This is a genomic window from Nocardioides aromaticivorans (genome assembly GCF_013408525.1).
GTDB classification, from domain to species: Bacteria; Actinomycetota; Actinomycetes; order Propionibacteriales; family Nocardioidaceae; genus Nocardioides; species Nocardioides aromaticivorans.
Window position 1 is genome coordinate 480,987 of record NZ_JACBZM010000001.1, and the last position, 19,405, is coordinate 500,391.

Consider the following 19,405-nt stretch of genomic DNA (forward strand, 5'->3'; position numbering starts at 1 on the left):
CCGCCGTGTAACGCGTCTCCCGGTACGCGTTACACGGCGGTGAATGGCTCGGCTGGAGCCCGCTGCGCTCAGATCGCCGCGTTGTCCTTGTCGCCGGTCCGGACCCGGACCACCGTCTCGACGGGGCTCACCCAGACCTTGCCGTCACCGATCCGGCCGGTGTGGGCCGTCTTGGTGATGATGCCGACGATGTCCTCGGTGTCCGCGTCGTCCACGACGATCTCGATCCGGATCTTGGGCACCAGCGCGATGTCGTACTCCGCGCCGCGGTAGACCTCGGTGTGGCCCTTCTGGCGGCCGTAGCCGCTGACCTCGCTCACCGTCATCCCGGTGACCCCGAAGGTCTCGAGGGCCTCGCGGACGTCCTCCCACTTGTGCGGCTTGATGACTGCCGTGACCAGCTTCATTGGGCTCTACCTCTCGCTTCAGGGGGTGAGGACCGAGGCACGACGGGCGCCACCGCCGGTACCGAGGTCGTAGGCGGACTCGCCGTGCTCGACGAAGTCGATGCCCTCGACCTCGTCGTCGGCCTCGAGCCGGAGCCCGATCGTGAACTTGATGGCGAGCCCCACGACCAGCGTGGCGAGCGCCGACCAGACGACCGCGTAGAGCGCGACCACCAGCTGCACGACGAGCTGCTTGGGACCGCCGCCGGTGAGCAGGCCGCCGTCGTTGGAGGCGAGGAAGCCGACGCCGATGGTGCCGATGAGGCCGCCGACGAGGTGGACGCCCACGACGTCCAGCGAGTCGTCGTACCCGAGCTTGTACTTGAGGCCGACGGCCAGGGCGCAGACGCCACCGGCCACCGCGCCCAGCACGATCGAGCTCCACGGCACGAGGTTGCCGCAGGCCGGGGTGATCGCGACCAGGCCGGCGACGACGCCGGACGCGGCGCCGAGGGAGGTGGCGTGGCCGTCACGCAGCTTCTCGACGAGCAGCCAGCCCAGCATCGCGGCGCAGGTGGCGAGCGTGGTGTTGAGCCAGACCAGGCCGGTCTCGGTCGTGTAGGCGTCGAGGTTGACGATCGAGCCGACGTTGAAGCCGAACCAGCCGAACCACAGCAGGCCGGCACCGATCATCGTGAGGGTCAGGTTGTGCGGCTTGAAGGGCTCCTTGCCGAAGCCGATCCGCTTGCCGACCAGCAGCGCGAGGACCAGGCCCGCGACACCGGCGTTGATGTGGACGACCGTGCCGCCGGCGTAGTCGATCGGCGCGACCTCCGCGCCCTCCGGGCCGGAGAACAGCCAGTCGGCGAGGCCGCCCTCGACACCGCTGAGGAATCCGCCGCCCCACACCTGGTGGGCGAGCGGGAAGTAGGAGAGGGTCACCCAGATCGGCAGGAACACCAGCCACGCCGAGAACTTCAGCCGGTCGGCGACCGCACCGCTGATCAGGGCGGCCGTGATCACCGCGAAGGTGAGCTGGAAGGCCACGAACACGTAGTTGTCGGGGAGCGTCTTCTCGAGCCCGAACTGGTTGAACGGGTCGGAGAACAGCTTCGCGATCTCCTTGCCCGAGCCGCCGTCGGTGTCGCCGAATGTCGTGCTGTACGACATCGACCAGCCCCAGAGGGCGTAGACGATGCCGACGACGCCGAGGGCGCTGAACGACATCATCAGCATGTTGAGGACCGACTTGGTCCGGCTCATGCCGCCGTAGAAGAGCGCCAGGCCAGGGGCGGTCATCAAGAGGACGAGCGAGGCCGACACCAGCATCCAGGTGTAGTAGCCGTTTTCCATGCCCCGAACGTTCCTCGCGGTTGGTTTCGGCCGCAGAGGGGTCGTGTTTCGGGCAGGTAACGAGTTCCCCGGATCCGTTACGGGGTCATGACGGCCGGACGCCGTCCCGGAGGCCTCAGCTCAGCAGCGCGTCGACGAACGCCGCCGGGTCGAACGGCGCCAGGTCGTCGGGGCCCTCGCCGAGGCCGACGAGCTTGACCGGGACGCCGAGCTGGCGCTGGACGGCGACGACGATGCCACCCTTGGCGGAGCCGTCGAGCTTGGTGAGCGCGATGCCGGTGACGTCGACGACCTCGGAGAAGACCTTCGCCTGGATCAGGCCGTTCTGGCCCGTCGTGGCGTCGAGGACGAGCAGGACCTCGGTGACCGGGGTCTGCTTCTCGATGACCCGCTTGACCTTGCCGAGCTCGTCCATCAGGCCCTGCTTGTTCTGCAGGCGGCCGGCGGTGTCGACGACGACGGTGTCGACACCGCGGTCGATGCCCTCCTTGACGGCGTCGAACGCGACGCTGGCGGGGTCGCCGCCCTCGGGGCCACGGACGACCTCGACGCCGACCCGCTCGCCCCAGGTGGACAGCTGGTCGGCGGCCGCGGCGCGGAAGGTGTCGGCGGCGGCGAGCAGCGTGGTGCGTTCGTCGGCGACGAGGATGCGGGCGATCTTGCCGACGGTGGTGGTCTTGCCGGTCCCGTTCACCCCGACCACGAGCACGACGCCGGGAGCATCGCCCTCGCCGCTGACCTTCAGCGCGCGGTCCATGGTCGGGTCGACCAGGTTGATCAGCTCCTCGCGCAGCACGGCGCGGGCGTCGGCGGCCTGGCCGCCCTCGACCCGGAGCCGGGTGCGGAGGTTCTCGACCAGCTCCTGGGTGGGGGCGACGCCGATGTCGGCACCGATGAGGAGGTCCTCGATGGCCTCCCAGGTGTCCTCGTCGAGCTGGTCACGGCTGAGCAGGCCGAGCAGGCCGCGGCCCAACGCGTTGGAGCCGGCGAGGCGCTGGCGCAGGCGGACCAGGCGGGAGGCCGGCTTCTCCGGCGTCTCGAGGGTCGGGGCCGCCGGCTCGGCCGGAGCCTCGGGGGTCTCGACCTCGACGGTCGGTGGTGCCGTCGGCGCCTCGACCGTGGTGGACGGCGCCGGGGTGATGACGTCGGTGCTTGCCTTCTCGGGGAGGCCGCCCGGGCGTCGTACCCGCGTGGTGACGAAGCCGGCGATCGCGAGCACGCCGACGACGGCGATGCCGATGACCAGGTAGATCCACTCCTGCATGGACCCATCCCATCACGCCGTCGGCACAGTCCGGCAATCGCGTGCGGGGGTCTCGTGACGGTCGCTGCGCGACCTCCTCGACCGCCGGAGGGACTACTGCATGCGCAGCAGGTCGCGCTCCTCGTCCTCGATCACCGGAGCGGCGTCGACGGCCTTCGCCATCGCGTCGCCGAGCCACGGGACGCCGGGGACCTGCTCGCCGCGGTGCGGGTAGGCCACGTAGAGGACCACGACGCCGGACACGGCGAGGCTGAGCAGGATGGCCAGCAGGACGAAAAGCACGGTCGACTCCTCCGAGCAGGGATCGGTCTGTCCTCTCCATCCTGCCTCGCGGACCGCACCGATCGTGAACCGGCGTGGCCCGATCCGGTCACGGAGCGACCGACGTCACAACCGGAGTCACACCACGAGCGGCGCGACGGCCGCGCGGATCACGTCCGGGATCGGGGTGACCGGCCGCGCAGGGTCGGTGTTGTCGACGTACACGTGCACGAACCGGCCCTCCGCACAGGCCTCGTCGCCGTCACCCTGGAACAGGCCGACGCGGTAGACGACCGACGAGGTGCCGAGACGCTCGACCGCCAGACCCATCTCGATCGGGCGGGGGTAGCCCATCTCGGCGAAGTAGCGGCAGGACACCTCGGCCACCACTCCGATCGCCGGCAGGACGCGGATGTCGGTGCCGGTCTCCTCGTGGAGGTGGACGTTGACCGCGGTGTCGATCAGGTCAAAGTAGCGGGCGTTGTTGAGGTGGCCGTAGACGTCGTCGTCGGACCACCGCGTGGTCGCCGTGCGCCATGCCTTGTACGACGACCGGGTCGGCCGGCTCCGGTCCGCCTCGGTCTTCACGCCGTCGGTCACGCGGTCTCCTTGCGGAGCCGCTGGCTGATCACGGCCGAGACGCCGTCGCCGCGCATGGTGACGCCGTAGAGCGCGTCGCCGACCTCCATGGTGCGCTTCTGGTGGGTGATCACGAGGAGCTGGGAGTTCTCGCGCAGCTCCTCGTAGATCTCCAGCAGGCGGCCGAGGTTGGTGTCGTCCAGGGCGGCCTCGACCTCGTCGAGGATGTAGAACGGCGAGGGCCGGGCCTTGAAGAGCGCCACCAGGAAGGCGACGGCGACCAGGGACCGCTCACCGCCGGAGAGCAGCGAGAGGCGCTTGACCTTCTTGCCCGGCGGGCGGGCCTCGACCTCGACGCCGGTGGTGAGCATGTCGGACGGGTCGGTGAGGACGAGGCGTCCCTCGCCACCCGGGAAGAGGCGCGCGAAGGTCTGGTCGAACGCCTTGGTCACATCGGCGTAGGCCTCGGTGAAGACCGCCTCGACGCGGGCGTCGACGTCCTTGACGATGTCGAGGAGGTCCTTGCGGGTCTGGCGCAGGTCCTCGAGCTGCTCGGAGAGAAACTGGTGGCGCTCCTCCATCGCGGAGAACTCCTCCAGCGCGAGCGGGTTGACCTTGCCGAGCATGGACAGCGCCTTCTCGGCGGTCCGCAGGCGCTTGACCTGCTCCTCGCGGACGTAGGGCACCGTGCGCGGCTCGGGCTCGGCGCCGTCCGCGGCCTCCGCCTCGGCGTCCGCGGCTGCGTCGCCGTCGGCGGGCGGCTCCAGCACGGGGACCGGCTGGTCGGGGCCGTAGTCAGCGACGAGGCCGTCGGGCTCCAGGCCGAGCTCCTCGAGCGCTTTCGTCTCGATCTGCTCGATCCGCATCCGCTGCTGGGCACGGGCCATCTCGTCGCGGTGGACCGAGCTGACCAGCTCCTCGAGCTCCTTGCCGAGGTCGCGCAGCGCCTGCCGCACACCCATCAGCTCCTGCTCGCGGCCGCGGCGCGAGTCCTCGACGGCCTGCCGGCGCTCGGCCGCCTGCGCGACGGAGGCCTCCAGCCGCGTCAGGGCGTACGCCGCCGCCGTGGCGACCGCCTGACCGGCCCGGCCCTCGGCGATCAACCGGGCGCGACGCTCGGCGGCGCGGGCGCGGGCGACCCGCTCGGCCTCGGCGGCCTTGCGCATCTGGTCGACGCGGCCGTGCAGTGCGCGAGCCCGCTCCTCCGAGGTGCGCAGCGCCAGGCGCGCCTCCATCTCGGTCTGGCGGGCGGCGCGGGTGGCCTCGACGAGGCGCTCCTGCTCGGTGGTGTCGGGCTCCTCCTCGCCACCGTCCTCCTCGGCGGCGGCGAGCCGCTGCTCGAGCTCGGCGAGGCCGACGAGCGCCTGCTCGCGGGCGGTCTCGGCCTGGCTGATGGCGGCCGTGAGGCGGTCGGCCTCGGCCCGGGCGGCGCGGGCCAGCGAGCCGTGCTGGCCGAGCTCCTCGGCGACCGCGGCCAGGGTGGCGTCGGACTCGTGGAGCTTGGCGAGCGCGACGTCGACGCGCTGCTGCGCCTCGGCGCGCTCGTTCTCGAGCCGGGAGAGGTCGAAGGACAGCCGCTCGGAGGCGGCCACGGCCTCGGCGAGCTGCTCGGTCGCCTCGTCGACGGCGGCCTGGACCTCGATCAGGCTCTGGGTGGCGTGGGACCCGCCAGAGGCGAAGTGGGCGCCGAGCAGGTCGCCGTCGCGGGTGACCGCGACCAGGTCGGGCAGGTCGGCGACGAGGGCGCGGGCGCCGGGCAGGTCGTCGACGACCGCGACCTTGCGCAGCAGCCGGTTGAGCGCCGGGCGGACCTGGGCGGGGCAGTCGACGACGTCGGCGGCGTACGACGTCCCGGGCGGGAGCGCGGGCCACGACGAGACGGCCTCGGCCTCTCCCCCGCCGAGCAGCAGGCCGGCGCGGCCCAGGTCGTCGGCCTTGAGGTGGTCGATGGCGGCGACGGCGGAGTCGGCATCGGTGACGGCGACCGCGTCGGCGGCGGCGCCGAGGGCGGCGGCGACCGCGCCCTCGTAGCCGGAGCGGACCGTCACGAGCGCGGCGACGGAGCCGAGCAGGCCGGAGACGGTGTCGCTGGCCGCGAGCAGCGCGCCAGCGCCGTCCTTGCGGGACAGGCCCAGCTCGAGGGCCTCCTTGCGCGCGGTCAGTCCGGCCTTGTCGCGGTCGGCCTGCTGGGCCTCCTCGCGGACCTTGGCCAGGCGCTCCTCGATGTCGTCGAGCGCGGCGACGGCACCCTCGTGCTCGGCGTCAAGGCCCTCCTCGCCGGCGTCGAGGCCGGCGACCCGGGTCTCGAGCGCGGTGAAGTCACGCTGGGACTTCTCGGCGCGGGCGACCGCGTCGGTGCGGGCGGCCTCCAGCCGGCCGATCTCCTCCTCCGAGGAGGTGGCGCGGGAGCGGAGTGTGTTGACCTGGCCGTGCAGCCGGGCGAGGCCCTCGCGGCGGTCGGCGGCGGCGCGGAGCAGCCCCGCGACGCGCCGCTCCTCGGTGGCCGCGGCGTCCTCCGCCTTACGACGGTCCTGGACCGCCTTCTCGAGCGCAGCCTGCTGCTCGGCGACCTGGGCGGCGATCTCCGCCTCCTGGGCGGCGAGCCGGGCGGCCTCGGCCTCGAGCTCCTCGGGGTCGCGCCCCTGCTCGACCTCGGCCTCGGTGACACCGGCGGCGTTGCGCACCCGCTCGGCGGCGAGGCTCTGGGTGCCGCGGAAACGCTCGCGCAGGGCGTTGAGGGACGACAGGGTCTCCTGGGCAGCGGACAGCGCGGGCAGGTCCTCCCGCAGCGCGGCCTCGAGCCGGGCCTCCTGCTCGCGCGCCTGGGCGACGGCCGCCTCGACCTCCTGGCGGCGGGCGAGCAGCACGCTCTCGTCGGCGAGCTCCTGCTCCAGCGAGGTCCGCGCGGTCACCAGGTCGTCGGCGAGCAGGCGGGCGCGGGCGTCGCGGACGTCGGCCTGCACCGTCGCTGCGCGGCGGGCCACCTCGGCCTGGCGGCCGAGCGGTTTGAGCTGGCGGCGGATCTCGCTCAGCAGGTCGTTGAGGCGGTTGAGGTTGCCGTCGGTGGAGTCGAGCTTCCGCAGCGCCTTCTCCTTGCGCTTGCGGTGCTTGAGGACGCCGGCGGCCTCCTCGATGAAGCCGCGGCGGTCCTCGGGGGTCGCGTGCAGGATCTGGTCGAGCTGGCCCTGGCCGACAATGACGTGCATCTCGCGCCCGATGCCGGAGTCGCTGAGCAGCTCCTGGACGTCGAGCAGCCGGCAGGTGGTGCCGTTGATGGCGTACTCCGAGCCGCCGGTGCGGAACATGGTCCGGCTGATCGTGACCTCGGAGTAGTCGATCGGCAGGGCACCGTCGCTGTTGTCGATCGTCAGCACGACCTCGGCCCGCCCGAGCGGCGGACGCCCCGACGTACCGGCGAAGATGACGTCGTCCATCTTGCCGCCGCGCAGGCTCTTGGCGCTGGCCTCGCCCATCACCCAGGCGAGGGCGTCGACGACATTGGACTTGCCCGAGCCGTTGGGCCCGACGATGCAGGTGATGCCCGGCTCGAGCTGGAGGGTCGTGGCGGACGCGAAGGACTTGAACCCCTTGAGGGTCAGGCTCTTCAGATACACGCAGGCTCCCTTCAGGGGTCCGTCAGGTCCGGTCCGACGCAGGGGGAAGCTCGGCGGTCTCAGGCTACCCCGCCATCGGGTCCGAGTCCTGCACCCGTGTGTCGCCATCGTGCCCGTCGTGGTGGGCCTCGTCGACGTGTGCGATGTGGCCCAGCTGGCGCCACACCAGCAGGAGCGTGATCCCGGAGCCGACGAAGGCGAACCAGAAGGGCGCCGTGATGCCGCCGTGCTGGGCGATCTGACCGCCGAGCGCGCTGCCGACGACGATGCCGCCGAAGATCGCGACGCTGTAGACCGAGCCGACCCGGCCCTGGAACTCGGTCGGGACGGCCCGCTGCCGCACCGCCTGCGACAGGGTGCCCCAGACGAAGGCGTAGACGCCGAAGCCGAACATGATCAGCACCGCGACCCACGCCACCTTCGTGACCGCGAAGCCGAGGTGCATGACGACCTCCAGCGCGAGGCAGGTGCGCATCAGCGTCGCCAGCGGGACGTGCCGCTCGAGCCAGCCGAAGGCGAAGGTGCCGACCAGTCCCCCGGCCGCCGACGCGGTGGTCAGCAGGCCGTAGCCGACCGCGCCCATGTGCAGCACGTCGAGCGAGTAGAGGACGAGGATCGACCAGGCCGCCGCCCAGGTGACGTTGAAGGTGACGATGACGAGCGCCAGCGTCCGCACCGGAGGGTGTCCCATCAGCCACCGCAGGCCGTCACCGATGTCGCGCAGGACGTGCGTGTCGACCTCGCCGCGCACCGGTCCCGGCGGCAGCGCGATCCGGGACACGAGGACGACGGCCAGCAGCCCGCACACGATCTGGACGCCGAAGGGCACCGCCATCCCGACCGCGAACAGTGCCGCGCCGACCGGCGCCCCGGCGAACTGGTTGAGCGTGATGAAGCCTGCCTGCAGGCGCGCGTTCGCGATGCCCAGGTCCGGCTTGGTGACCAGCATCGGCAGGAAGGTGCGGTAGGCGGTGTCCGCGAACACCTCGGCCGTCCCGAGCAGGAACATCGCGACGAGGACGACCGCGATGCTGACCACGTCGGTGAGGATCGAGGCGACCAGGGCGCCCAGCACGACCATCCGCAGGGAGTTCGCGAGGACGACCATCCGCTTGCGGTCGACCCGGTCGGCGACCGCGCCGGCCAGCAGGCCGAACAGCAGCCACGGCAGCCCCACGAGCAGCATCGCCATCGACACCAGCGCCGGCGAGCGGGTCTGCGAGGCGACCAGCAGCGGGCCGGCCGCGAGGGCGATCCCGTCGCCCAGGTTGCTCACCCAGGTCGAGGCCATCAGTCGCCGGAAGTCCGGTCCGAGGCGGGCCGGCGCGACTGCTTCGACGATCCGGCTCACGAGGACGAGACGTTAGGCGTCGTACGGGGCCTGGCGCCACCGGATTTCCGCACGAGAAAAGCGGACGAACCACGCTCGCCCGTCGGGGCGACGTGGTTCGTGTCGTGGTGGTGGTTCACCTGGTGACGGCGGCCAGGCCGCCGTCGGGAGTCAGTGACTCAGGCGGGCTGCATCTCCGCAGCGTCGCCCGTGAGGATCTCGGCAGCACGGGCCGACATCAGCTTGTCGTTCTCCTCCGACAGACGGAGGACGAGGGACTCCAGCTCAGCGACCCGGTTGCGGAGTCGAGCGTTCTCGACCGCGAGACGGGGGTCGCGGAGGTCGCTGTTCAGGTGACCGATCAGCGCCTTGGCCATGAAGTTGAGCCTTCCGGTTCGTGAGGTCTGGCCCGGGGGTGGGGGCCGTCTCCAAGAGTCCCACTTCACACGCCCCCGGTCAAACGCGCGGAGGCCTGTCCGGACACCTGTTCAGCGACGCCGGCTCAGTGGCGCAGGATCAGTGGCGCCGTCGCGGCACCGGCTGGCACTTCGGGCAGAAGTACGACGACCGGTTCATGAAGGCCACGCGGCGGATCGGCGTCCCGCACCGGTCGCACGGCTGGTTCTCACGGCCGTAGGCGTGCAGGGAGCGGTCGAAGTAGCCGGACTCGCCGTTGACGTTGACGTAGAGCGCGTCGAAGGACGTGCCGCCCTGGCCGAGCGCCTCGGTCATCACGGCGCGGGCGTGGCCCAGCAGGGCCACGGCCTGGGCGCGGGTCAGCCGGTCCCCCGGCCGCTCGCCGTGGAGCCCCGTGCGCCACAGCGCCTCGTCGGCGTAGATGTTGCCGACGCCGGAGACCAGGCCCTGGTCGAGCAGCAGCCGCTTCACGCCCGAGGTGCGCTTGCGCAGCCGCGCGATGAAGGCCGCGTCGTCGAACTCCGGGTCGAGCGGGTCACGGGCGATGTGCGCGATCTCGTGCGGCAGCTCGGCGCCGCCCGCGGAGACCGACAGACCGCCGAACATCCGCTGGTCGACGAAGCGCAGCTCACGACCGTGGTCGGTGCCGGCGAGCGCGAAGCGGACGCGCAGGTGCCGCTCGGCCGGGGCGTCGACCGGCTGGACGAGCATCTGGCCGCTCATGCCGAGGTGGCCCAGGATCGCGTCGCCGTTGTCCAAGGGGAGCCAGAGGTACTTCCCGCGGCGGCGGGCGCCCTCGATCCGGCGGCCGGTCAGGGCCGCGGCGAAGCCGGAGGCGCCGCCGGGGTGGCGGCGTACGGGACGGTCGTGGAGGACGTCGACGAGCGTGATCGTGGCGCCGGTGACGTGGCGCTCGAGGCCGGCCCGGACTACCTCGACCTCGGGGAGCTCGGGCAAGGGCTCAGCTGCCCGCGGCGAGCGGGCGGCCGTTGGCGTCGAGGCCGAGCGCTGCGGCGATCTCGCCGTAGGCGGTCTCGGCGGCGCCCTGCTCGGCTTCCTTCTTGGAGCGGCCGTGGCCGTTGCCGTAGAGCTTGTCGCCGACGCGCACCTGGGCGACGAAGGTCTTCATGTGGTCGGGGCCGTCGTCCTCGATGACGTACTCCGGCACGCCGAGGCTCTGGTCGGCCGCGAGCTCCTGGAGGGAGGTCTTCCAGTCCAGGCCGGCGCCGAGCGCCGAGGCTGCCTCGATGAGCGGGTCGAAGAGCCGGTGGACGACGACCGAGGAGACCTCGATGCCGCCGCTGAGGTGGATCGCGCCGATCACGGCCTCGACCGTGTCGGACAGGATCGACGCCTTGTCGCGGCCACCGGTGGCCTCCTCGCCGCGCCCCAGCTTGATGTGGGCGCCGAGGCCGATCTCGCGGGCCACGCCGGCGAGCGCACGAGCGTTGACCACGGCCGCGCGCAGCTTGGCCAGCCGACCCTCGGAGAGGTCGGGGTGGACTCGGTACAGCGTCTCGGTGACCACGACGCCGAGCACCGAGTCGCCGAGGAACTCCAGCCTCTCGTTGGTCGGAAGACCACCGTTCTCGTAGGCGTAGGAGCGGTGCGTCAGGGCGCGGTCGAGCAGCTCGGGGTCCAGCGTGGGATCCCCGAGCGCTCGTCGCAGCTCGTCGTAGGCAGTGATGCCGTCGGCCTGACGCAGGTGGGTCAGGTCAGAGGACCTGGCGGCGGTCGGCGCGCGCGCCGTACTGACCGCAGGTGCCGCAGGCACGGTGCGGCAGGTGCTTGGCGCCGCAGGCCGGGTTGGCGCAGGTCACCAGCGACGGGGCGACAGCCTTCCACTGCGAACGACGGTGACGCGTGTTGCTGCGCGACATCTTCCGCTTCGGAACAGCCACTGTCTTCTCCTTGGTTCGGGTGCGCTCGGGGTCGAGCGCTCGTCAGTCTGTGGGGTCTTGCTCGAGCTTGGTCAGTGCCGCCCACCGCGGGTCGATCGGCGCCTCGTGCGCGTGGTCCGGCTCGTCGATGAGTCGCACCCCGCACTCGGGGCACAACCCGGGACAGTCGTCCTGGCACAAGGGCTGGAACGGCAGTGCGAGCACCACCGCATCCCGCAGCAGCGGCTCCAGGTCGACCAGGTCGTCCTGCAGCATGCTGACCTCGTCGTCCTCCTCCGCCTCCGCGGAGTCCCGGATGTCGTCGTAGACGAACAGCTCCTGGAACGTCACCTCGAGCTCGTCGTGGATCGGCTCCAGGCACCGTGCGCACTCACCCTCCAGCACGGCCGAGGCCGTCCCGGTGACGAGCACGCCTTCCATGACCGCCTCCAGGCGCAGGTCGAGCTCGACCGGCGCGCCCTCGGGAACGGAGAGGACTTCGATGCCCAGATCTGCTGGAGCCGGCACTGTCCGCGACACCTCACGCTGGGACCCCGGGCGGCGGCCGAGCTCGCGAGTATCGAGCACGAGCGGCGCTCTCGGGTCCAGGCCGTTCAGATGATCACTTCCAGGTCCGGGCACAACAGATCGGAGCAACTGTAGTGGGGCGTGTGGGACGGCTCCAAATCACTCACCCCGTCCCGTCGTGCGAGAGGCCAGCTTCGCGGTCAGCCGGGCCTGGACCGCGGGGGGCACGAGACCGGAGATGTCACCCCCGAGGGAGGCCACCTCCTTGACCAGGCTGGAGGAGACGTAGCCGAGGCTGGCCGTGGTCGGCACGAACACCGTCTCCACCCCGGTGAGGTGGGCGTTCATCTGCGCCATCGGCAGCTCGTACTCGTAGTCGTTGCCGCCGCGCAGGCCCTTCACGATCGCCTGGGCGTCGATCTCGCGGCAGAAGTCGACGATCAGCCCGGTGAAGCCCATCACGGTCACGTTGGGCAGGTCGGCGCACGCCTCACGGAGCATCTCGAGGCGCTCCTCGGGGTCGAACAGCCGTGACTTGGAGATGTTGGTGCCGGTCGCGACGACCAGCTCGTCGAAGAGGGCAGCCGTCCGCCGGAAGATGTCGACGTGGCCGTTGGTGACCGGGTCGAAGGAGCCGGGACACACCGCGCGGGTCATGGGGCGAGGCTATCGGTCGGCTCCGAGGCGGCCTCCGCCAGCCACAGCGTGGTCTCGCCGTACTTCTTCTGGCGTCGCTTGCCGGCCAGCGGCTCCAGGCCCCGAGGCCACGTCGGCTCCGGGCTGCGGCGGGAGCGCTCCACGACCACCAGCGCCCCGTCCGACAGCCAGCCCTGGGCCGCGAGGAGGGCGAGGTCCGTGGCGACCGCCTCGTCGCTGAGCGGGTACGGCGGGTCCGCGAAGACGAGGTCGTACGACGACCGCGCGGTCTCGGCGAGCACGGCGGCCACCGAGCGGGCCACCACCTCGGCCACGTCGCACCCGACGCTGCGGGCATTGGCCCGGATCAGGTCGGCGGTGCGCCGGTCGGACTCCACGAGGGTCACGGCCGCCGCGCCGCGGGACCAGGCCTCCAGCCCGATCGCCCCGGACCCGGCGTACAGGTCGAGGAAGCGCAGGTCGTGCAGCGAGCCCGACCAGGACTCGATCGCGGAGAACAGCGCCTCGCGGACACGGTCGCTCGTGGGTCGGGTCTGGTCGCCCTTGGGCGTCTGCAGGCGGCGGCCGCCGGCGCGGCCGGCGATGATGCGGGTCACGACTTGTCCACGAACTCGGCCTGCTGCGACAGCTCCAGGTCGCGCACGGCGGCGGCGAGACCGGGAGCCTGGCCCAGGTCGGTGTCGACGTCGAGCAGGCCCTCGGCGGCCTCCCGGGCGGCGAGGATCGTGTCCTCGTCGCGCAGCACCCGCAGGTTGACCAGGCTGGAGCGGCGCCCGGCCTGCGAGGCGCCGAGGACGTCGCCCTCGCGGCGCATCTCCAGGTCGACCCGGCTGAGCGCGAAGCCGTCGGTGGTCGCGGCGACGGCGTCGAGCCGCTCGCGGGCGGGCGACTCTGCGTCGGCGTGGGTGACCAGCAGGCACAGGCCGGGCAGGCCGCCACGACCGACCCGGCCACGCAGCTGGTGGAGCTGCGAGACGCCGAACCGGTCGGCGTCGAGGATGACCATCGCGGTGGCGTTGGCGACGTCGACACCGACCTCGATGACGGTCGTCGAGACGAGGACGTCGATGTCGCCCGCGGCGAAAGCCCGCATCGTGGCGTCCTTCTCGTCGGCGGGCAGGCGACCGTGCAGGCGGCCGATCCGGAGGCCCTCCAGCGCGCCGGACGACAACCGCTGGACGACGTCCTCGACGGCCGCGGCGGGCGGACGGGGCCGCACCTCCTCCCCCTCCCCCGCGTCGTCGTCGGGGAGGTCGACGACGTCCACCTGGCCGGCTTCGGCCTCGTCACCGGAGATGCGCGGGCACACGACGTAGACCTGGTGGCCCTTGCCGACCTCCTCCCGGACGCGCTCCCAGACCCGGGCGAGCCACGCGGGCTGCTCGGCGAGCGGGACCAGGTTGGTCTGGATCGGCGCCCGACCGGCGGGCAGCTCGGTGAGCGTCGAGGTCTCGAGGTCGCCGAAGACGGTCATCGCGACCGTGCGCGGGATGGGGGTCGCGGTCATCACCAGCAGGTGCGGCGGGCTGGCCGCCTTGTCGGTGAGCGCAGCGCGCTGCTCGACGCCGAAGCGGTGCTGCTCGTCGACGACCACCAGGCCGAGGTCGGCGAAGAAGACGTTGTCCTGGAGCAGCGCGTGGGTGCCGATCACGATGCCGGCCTCACCGCTGGCGATCCGCGAGAGCGGGCCCGTGCGCTGGGACTTGTTCATGGAGCCGGTCAACAGCTCGACGCGCGTGCCGGCACCGGAGCCGAAGATGGTGCCGCCCTCGGCGAGCTCGCCGAGCATGGTGACGATCGAGCGGTAGTGCTGCTGGGCGAGCACCTCGGTCGGCGCGAGCAGCGCCGCCTGGCCGCCCGAGTCGACCACGCGCAGCATGGCCCGGAGCGCGACGAGGGTCTTGCCCGAGCCGACCTCGCCCTGGAGGAGCCGGTTCATCGGGTGCGGCTGGGCGAGGTCGTGGTCGATCTCCTTGCCGACCGACGCCTGCCCCGCGGTGAGCTCGAAGGGCATCCGCTCGTCGAAGGCCGCGAGGACCGCGCCGTCACCGCCGTCGCGGACCGTCGCGCCCTGCTCGCGGACCGCCCGGCGTCGACGGCCGAGCACGAGCTGGGTGACCAGCGCCTCCTCGAAGCGGAACCGGTGGTGGGCACGCGCGACCTGCTCGCGGTCCTCCGGCCGGTGCACCCACTCGTAGGCGTCGGCGATGCCTGCGACGTCGTACTCCTCGCGCACGGGGGCGGGCAGCACCTCGGGCACCTCGCCGACGACCTCGCGGGCGAACTTCACCGCGCGGGCGACGTCCCAGGTCTGCAGGCCCTTGGTGAGGGGGTAGATCGGGTAGAGCGCCCCGAACTCGAGGACCTCCTGCACGGCGCTGTCCTCGTCGCCGTCGTCGGTCATCCCGAAGATGCTCAGTTGCGGGTTGGTCAGCTGCCATTGGTCGCGGAAGCGCCCGGCCTTGCCGAGGAAGACGCCGCGGTTGCCGATCGCGACGCGGCTGGCGTGCCACTCGGCCATGTGCGCGGTCTTCGCGAAGAAGGTCATCGTGAGGCTGGGGCCGCCCGTGCGGAGGGTGGCCTCGACCCGGTACGCCGGCCGGCCGGTACGACGATCGGTGTAGCGGTGGGTCGTGGACCCAGCGATCTCGCCCACCACGCACAGCAGCTGGCCGATGCGGAGGTCGGAGACCCGCGTCAGGGAGCCGGTCTCGAGGTAGCGCCGCGGGAAGTGGCGCAGCAGGTCGCCGACCGTGCGCAGCCCGAGTCCGTCCTCGAACTTCTTGCGCTGCGCCGGCTTGGCCGCCCCGAGGACGGCGGTCAGCGGTGAGTCGAAGGTGATCGCCACCGGGGTCCTTCCCTACTCGACGGACATCAGGAGCGGGTAGCGCTCCTGGCCACCGTCGTACACCACGACGTCGACATGGGGGTGGAACTCCTCCACCCACGCCGTGGCGCGCTCGGCGAGATCGCCGCAGTCGACGCCGCCCACGAGTGTCACCAGCTCGCCACCGGCGGCGAGCAGCCGGTCGAGGACCACGAGCGCGACGCCGCCGAGCTCGTCACCCACGACCGCGAAGTCACCGGCGATGACGCCGAGCGCGTCGCCGGGCTCGCAGGGACCGGCCATGGTCATCGCCTGCCGCGCCGCGATGGTGACGGCGCCGTGCCGCACGTGGCGCGCGGTGGCGGTCATCTCGGTCACGTCCTGGTCGAACCCCCGGCCGGGCTCGTGCACGGCGAGCGCCGCCAGGCCCTGGACCTGCGCATGGGTCGGGATCACGGCGACCCGCAGCCCCCGGCCCCCGTGGTCGGCCTCGGCGGTGCTCGCTGCGGCGAGCGCCGCGCGCACGGTCGGCTCGTCGTTGGGCAGCACGACGACCTCGCGCGCCCCGCAGCCGGTGATCGCCTCGAGCAGCTCGCCGGTCGACGGGCGCCGTCCCGGCCCCCCGTGTACGACGACCGCCCCCGCCTCCTCGAAGAGCGCGGCCAGTCCCGGCCCGGCCGCGACCGCCACCACCTGGCGGCCGGCCAGCGCCGGCAGCGCCGGAGCCTCCTGCTGCGCCTCCTGGCGGGCGATCTGCTCCGCGAAGTGGGTCACCCGGATCCGGTGCGGCCGCCCGAGACCGAGCCCCGCCTCGATCGCGGCGCCGACGTCGTCGGTGTGGACGTGCACGTTCCACAGGCCATCGCCCCCGACGACCACGACGGAGTCGCCGAGCTCGCCGAGCCGCGCGCGCAGCCCGGGTGCGACGTCGTCCGGGGTGTCGAGCAGGTACATCACCTCGTAGGCAGGGCCGTCCTCGCAGAGGTCCGCGCCCGCGCCCGCGGCGGCGACGTGCGGCACCGGGATCGCGTGGCTGCCCAGCGGAGCGGTCACCGGGATCGGCCGGCGGCCGGTCAGCACCGTCTCGGCGGCGTCGAGGATCACCGACAGTCCGCGCCCGCCGGCGTCGACCACCCCCGCCTGGGCGAGGACCTCCAGCTGCTCGGGCGTGTGGCCCAGCGCCTCGCGGGCGGCGGCGGCCGCCTCGGTCAGGACGTCGCTGCTGCGCGCGCCCGGCTTCGCGGCCTGGACCGCGGCGGCCTCGGCCGCGGCCCGCAGCACGGTCAGCATCGTCCCCTCGACCGGCTCCCCGACCGCGGCATAGCTGGCCGCCGACGCCTGTCGCAGCGCGTCGGCGATCACCTCCGCGTTCACCTCCTGCGGGGTCGCGGCCGCGATGCGGCGTACGGACGCTCCGAGCATCTCGCTGAGGATCACGCCGGAGTTGCCGCGAGCGCCCAGCAGGGCGCCCCTGGCCAGCGCGGCGAGGACGGCGTCACGAGCGGCGCCGGGCTCCGCCTGGGCCTCCCGCACGGCGTCGCGGGCGGCGACGACCGTGAGGTACATGTTCGTGCCCGTGTCACCGTCGGGGACCGGGTAGACGTTGAGCGCGTCGATCTCCTCGCGCGCCTGGGCCAGGGCGTCGACGGCGATGTCGACGAAGCGGGCCACGGTGTCCAGCGCGATGCCGCCACCGGCGTCGCTGCCCGCACCGGCCACCCCGGCCGTCGTCCCGTCCTCCATCGGCCTCACATTAGTGGGCCGGGACGGGTGTCCGACGATTTCGGCCACGGGACGTTCCTCGGCTATTCTCTTCCGGTTGCCCGAAGCGCCGTCCGCGCGCGGGCCGACCAGCCTTCAAGACCAGTTTCACGAACTGACCGCGATCTCAGGAGTTACCCATGGCCGCCGTGTGCGACATCTGCGACAAGAAGCCGATCTTCGGCAACAACCGGCCGTGGTCCCGCAAGATCACGAAGCGCCGCTTCGACCCCAACATCCAGCGCGTGCGCGCCGTCGTCAACGGCACCCCGAAGCGCCTCAACGTCTGCACCGGCTGCATCAAGGCCGGCAAGGTCACCCGCTGACCCCAGCACGTCGTCGCTGACCCGTCACGCCCGGCGTGACGGGTCAGTGCATTTTTCCGGCCTACGGGCGCTCCAGCAGCAGGACCAGGCCGCACCCGGCCTCCGCGCGGACGTCGACCAGCTCCAGCGTCGGCGGCAGCTCGTCGCGCAGCCGCCGCGCCTCCTCGACCGAGCCCAGCTGGAGCAGGGCCGAGCCGTCGGCGTGGAGGTGCCGGTCGACGGCGGCCACGCACTCCCGCGCCACCCGGAGACCATCGACACCGCCGTCGATCGCCAGGACCGGGTCCGCCGGGAAGCAGCCGGTCTGGTCGGTGCGCACCCACGGCGGGTCGGCGACGATCAGCGGGTAGACCTCCTCCCGCGGCAGGCCGTCGAGCGCGACCTGACGGACCTCGACGAGGTCGCCCCTGCCGGCGGCCCGGGCATTCGCGGCCGCGTAGCCGCAGGCGACCGGGTCCACGTCGACGCACACCAGGCGCCGGCCCGTCCCGTGGACGGCCAGCAGCCCGATCTGCCCCGCGCCGCTGCACAGCTCCAGCACCGGGCCGGGCGGCGCCTCCGTGAGGAGCTCACGCGCCCACTCGGCCTGCAGGACGGTCCACGGCCGGGGCGTGAGCACCCGGGCGTCGTACGCGATGGTCAGGGGGCCGAAGGACACCGACCGGGGAGCGAGGTCGGGACGTGCGAGATCCATGGTGCGGAGATACCCGCGAGGACGTCGCGCAGTCGCCTGCTCCCGACCATGCAGTGTCGGCCTGCCGCCAAGCCAACGCTGGACCCACGCAGGACGACCGCGGCGCGGCAGCGCGGCGGGAGCGCAGCGACGGCAGCTTGCTGCCCCCGGCCGGAGCGAAGACGCGCTCGCGCGGTGAATCAGAAGTGCGACCAGCCCAGAGGGCCGTCGTACGACGCCCCGTCGACCGTGACGCGCGGCGCACCCTCGGCGGGCGCGGCGCCGACGGTGCCGATGCGCGTCCAGCCGTCCGGCAGCGCCACGTCGGCCGGGAAGGTGGCGAGCAGCGCGTGGTCGTCGCCGCCGGCGAGGATGAAGCGCAGCGGGTCGGCGCCGGTGGCCTGGCCGACGGCGAGGAGCGGCTCGGGGACCTCGAAGGACGCGGTGGCGACGTCGATCGACACCCCGGACGCCTCGGCGACGTGCCCGGCCTCCGCGAGCAGGCCGTCGGAGATGTCGACCATCGCGGTGGCCCCCGCCTCGGCGGCGACCACCCCGGCGTCGTACGGCGGCTCGGGGCGGCGGTAGGCCTCCACCAGCACCCGCGGCGAGCGGAAGCCGCGACCGAGCACCGCGAGACCGCCCGCGGCCCAGCCCTGGCGGCCGCAGATCGCGACGACGTCGCCGGGGGCCGCTCCCGAGCGCAGCACCGGCGAGACCGTGCACGCGCCGATGGCCGTCACCGAGACCACCACCTGGTCGGCCCGGCTGACGTCACCACCGACGAGCCCCGCGCCCACCTTGGCGCACTCCTCCGCGAAGCCGCGGGTGAAGTCGAGCGCCCACTGGGCGGGCAGGTCCGCCGGCGCCGCGAGACCGACGGTGAGCCACTGGGCGCGTCCGCCCATGGCGTTGATGTCGGAGAGGTTCTGCGCGGCCGCGCGGGCGCCCACGTCGGCGGCGTCGGCCCAGTCGCGCCGGAAGTGGCGGCCCTCGACCATCACGTCGGTCGAGACGACCACGTGACCCTTGCGCACGCGCAGGACCGCGGCGTCGTCACCCGGCCCGACGAGCACGTCCTCACCGGGGGCCGTGGCGGCGACGATCTCGCTGATCCTGTCGATCAGGCCGAACTCCCCCACGTCGGCGAGGCTCGCGTCACGGTCCGTCCCGGAAGTCATGGGTCCATCCCACCAGACCCGGGTCACGGGGCCGACAACCGGCACTTGCGCCGGTTATCGGCCTGCGGCGGATCGCGGTAGGTTGAGGCCGTTCCACAACCGACCAACCCCAACGAAGGAGGCGTGTCCCATGGTGGTTCAGGCCTACATCCTCATCCAGACCGACGTCGGCAAGGCCGCGGAGGTCGCACGCGAGGTCGGCAACATCAAGGGCGTCACGCTGGCCGAGGACGTCACCGGCCCCTACGACGTGATCGTCCGTGCGGAGGCCCGCAACGTCGACGAGCTCGGCAAGCTGGTCGTCTCGAAGGTGCAGAACCTCGAGGGCATCACCCGCACCCTGACCTGCCCGGTCGTCCACATCTGAG

20 protein-coding genes are annotated in these 19,405 nt (G+C 72.6%); 2 read left to right on the forward strand and 18 right to left on the reverse strand.

Annotated elements, in window-relative coordinates; translation table 11 throughout:
• Positions 1-68 precede the first annotated feature (68 nt).
• From BJ993_RS02250 to fakA, 16 genes are all read right to left on the reverse strand, one after another.
• On the reverse strand, positions 69-407 hold the full coding sequence (locus BJ993_RS02250; protein WP_036546785.1) for a P-II family nitrogen regulator: 339 nt from the start codon (positions 405-407) through the stop codon (positions 69-71).
• Between the two features lie 18 nt (positions 408-425).
• Positions 426-1,739 (reverse strand): ammonium transporter, encoded by a 1,314-nt coding sequence (locus BJ993_RS02255; RefSeq protein WP_036546789.1) that lies wholly within the window; start codon positions 1,737-1,739, stop codon positions 426-428.
• 115 nt (positions 1,740-1,854) lie between these two features.
• Positions 1,855-3,003 (reverse strand): signal recognition particle-docking protein FtsY, encoded by a 1,149-nt coding sequence (ftsY, locus tag BJ993_RS02260; protein WP_179647575.1) that lies wholly within the window; start codon positions 3,001-3,003, stop codon positions 1,855-1,857.
• A gap of 93 nt (positions 3,004-3,096) precedes the next feature.
• Entirely contained in the window at positions 3,097-3,285 is a 189-nt protein-coding gene (locus BJ993_RS02265; protein ID WP_036546795.1) for a hypothetical protein, read from the reverse strand.
• Between the two features lie 117 nt (positions 3,286-3,402).
• Positions 3,403-3,864, reverse strand: a complete 462-nt coding sequence (locus BJ993_RS02270; RefSeq protein WP_308645451.1) for an acyl-CoA thioesterase — start codon at positions 3,862-3,864, stop codon at positions 3,403-3,405.
• Entirely contained in the window at positions 3,861-7,457 is a 3,597-nt protein-coding gene (smc, locus tag BJ993_RS02275) for a chromosome segregation protein SMC (protein ID WP_179647576.1), read from the reverse strand. Before smc ends, BJ993_RS02270 begins: the two co-directional genes overlap by 4 nt.
• 64 nt (positions 7,458-7,521) lie before the next feature.
• A complete protein-coding gene (locus BJ993_RS02280) occupies positions 7,522-8,808 on the reverse strand; it encodes an MFS transporter (RefSeq protein ID WP_308645452.1) in 1,287 nt (428 codons plus the stop codon).
• Between the two features lie 158 nt (positions 8,809-8,966).
• The gene (locus tag BJ993_RS02285) at positions 8,967-9,164 is read right to left on the reverse strand and encodes a hypothetical protein (RefSeq protein ID WP_036546804.1); all 198 of its coding nucleotides are present in this window, start codon (positions 9,162-9,164) and stop codon (positions 8,967-8,969) included.
• 139 nt (positions 9,165-9,303) lie between these two features.
• Positions 9,304-10,161 (reverse strand): bifunctional DNA-formamidopyrimidine glycosylase/DNA-(apurinic or apyrimidinic site) lyase, encoded by an 858-nt coding sequence (gene mutM / locus BJ993_RS02290; RefSeq protein ID WP_179647577.1) that lies wholly within the window; start codon positions 10,159-10,161, stop codon positions 9,304-9,306.
• A gap of 4 nt (positions 10,162-10,165) precedes the next feature.
• Positions 10,166-10,978, reverse strand: a complete 813-nt coding sequence (rnc, locus tag BJ993_RS02295) for a ribonuclease III (RefSeq protein ID WP_444547288.1) — start codon at positions 10,976-10,978, stop codon at positions 10,166-10,168.
• Complete coding sequence (gene rpmF / locus BJ993_RS02300) at positions 10,920-11,105, reverse strand: 50S ribosomal protein L32 (RefSeq protein WP_028655951.1); 186 nt, start codon at positions 11,103-11,105, stop codon at positions 10,920-10,922. The genes rnc and rpmF overlap by 59 nt, the downstream gene beginning before the upstream one ends.
• 42 nt (positions 11,106-11,147) lie before the next feature.
• Positions 11,148-11,702, reverse strand: a complete 555-nt coding sequence (locus BJ993_RS02305; RefSeq protein WP_218864844.1) for a YceD family protein — start codon at positions 11,700-11,702, stop codon at positions 11,148-11,150.
• Between the two features lie 69 nt (positions 11,703-11,771).
• Positions 11,772-12,269: a pantetheine-phosphate adenylyltransferase gene (gene coaD / locus BJ993_RS02310; RefSeq protein WP_036546810.1), complete on the reverse strand. Its 498-nt coding sequence runs from the start codon at positions 12,267-12,269 to the stop codon at positions 11,772-11,774.
• Complete coding sequence (gene rsmD / locus BJ993_RS02315; protein WP_179647578.1) at positions 12,266-12,865, reverse strand: 16S rRNA (guanine(966)-N(2))-methyltransferase RsmD; 600 nt, start codon at positions 12,863-12,865, stop codon at positions 12,266-12,268. The genes coaD and rsmD overlap by 4 nt, the downstream gene beginning before the upstream one ends.
• Complete coding sequence (locus tag BJ993_RS02320; protein ID WP_179647579.1) at positions 12,862-15,117, reverse strand: ATP-dependent DNA helicase RecG; 2,256 nt, start codon at positions 15,115-15,117, stop codon at positions 12,862-12,864. The genes rsmD and BJ993_RS02320 overlap by 4 nt, the downstream gene beginning before the upstream one ends.
• Positions 15,118-15,129: 12 nt before the next feature.
• Positions 15,130-16,839 carry a DAK2 domain-containing protein gene (gene fakA, locus BJ993_RS02325; protein WP_179647580.1) on the reverse strand — a complete coding sequence of 570 codons (1,710 nt, stop codon included), beginning with the start codon at positions 16,837-16,839 and terminating at the stop codon, positions 15,130-15,132.
• A gap of 158 nt (positions 16,840-16,997) precedes the next feature.
• Between fakA and rpmB the strand changes: the two genes are divergently transcribed.
• Positions 16,998-17,183 carry a 50S ribosomal protein L28 gene (gene rpmB, locus BJ993_RS02330; protein WP_036546818.1) on the forward strand — a complete coding sequence of 62 codons (186 nt, stop codon included), beginning with the start codon at positions 16,998-17,000 and terminating at the stop codon, positions 17,181-17,183.
• A gap of 61 nt (positions 17,184-17,244) precedes the next feature.
• On the opposite strand, the gene BJ993_RS02335 is transcribed toward rpmB, so the two are convergent.
• Together BJ993_RS02335 and BJ993_RS02340 are read right to left on the reverse strand one after the other, a co-directional pair.
• Positions 17,245-17,877 (reverse strand): class I SAM-dependent methyltransferase, encoded by a 633-nt coding sequence (locus tag BJ993_RS02335; RefSeq protein ID WP_179647581.1) that lies wholly within the window; start codon positions 17,875-17,877, stop codon positions 17,245-17,247.
• Positions 17,878-18,056: 179 nt separating this feature from the next.
• Complete coding sequence (locus BJ993_RS02340) at positions 18,057-19,037, reverse strand: thiamine-phosphate kinase (RefSeq protein WP_179647582.1); 981 nt, start codon at positions 19,035-19,037, stop codon at positions 18,057-18,059.
• Between the two features lie 130 nt (positions 19,038-19,167).
• Here BJ993_RS02340 and BJ993_RS02345 point away from each other — a divergent pair, with 130 nt between their 5' ends.
• The gene (locus tag BJ993_RS02345) at positions 19,168-19,404 is read left to right on the forward strand and encodes an Lrp/AsnC family transcriptional regulator (protein ID WP_028655943.1); all 237 of its coding nucleotides are present in this window, start codon (positions 19,168-19,170) and stop codon (positions 19,402-19,404) included.
• Position 19,405 lies beyond the last annotated feature (1 nt).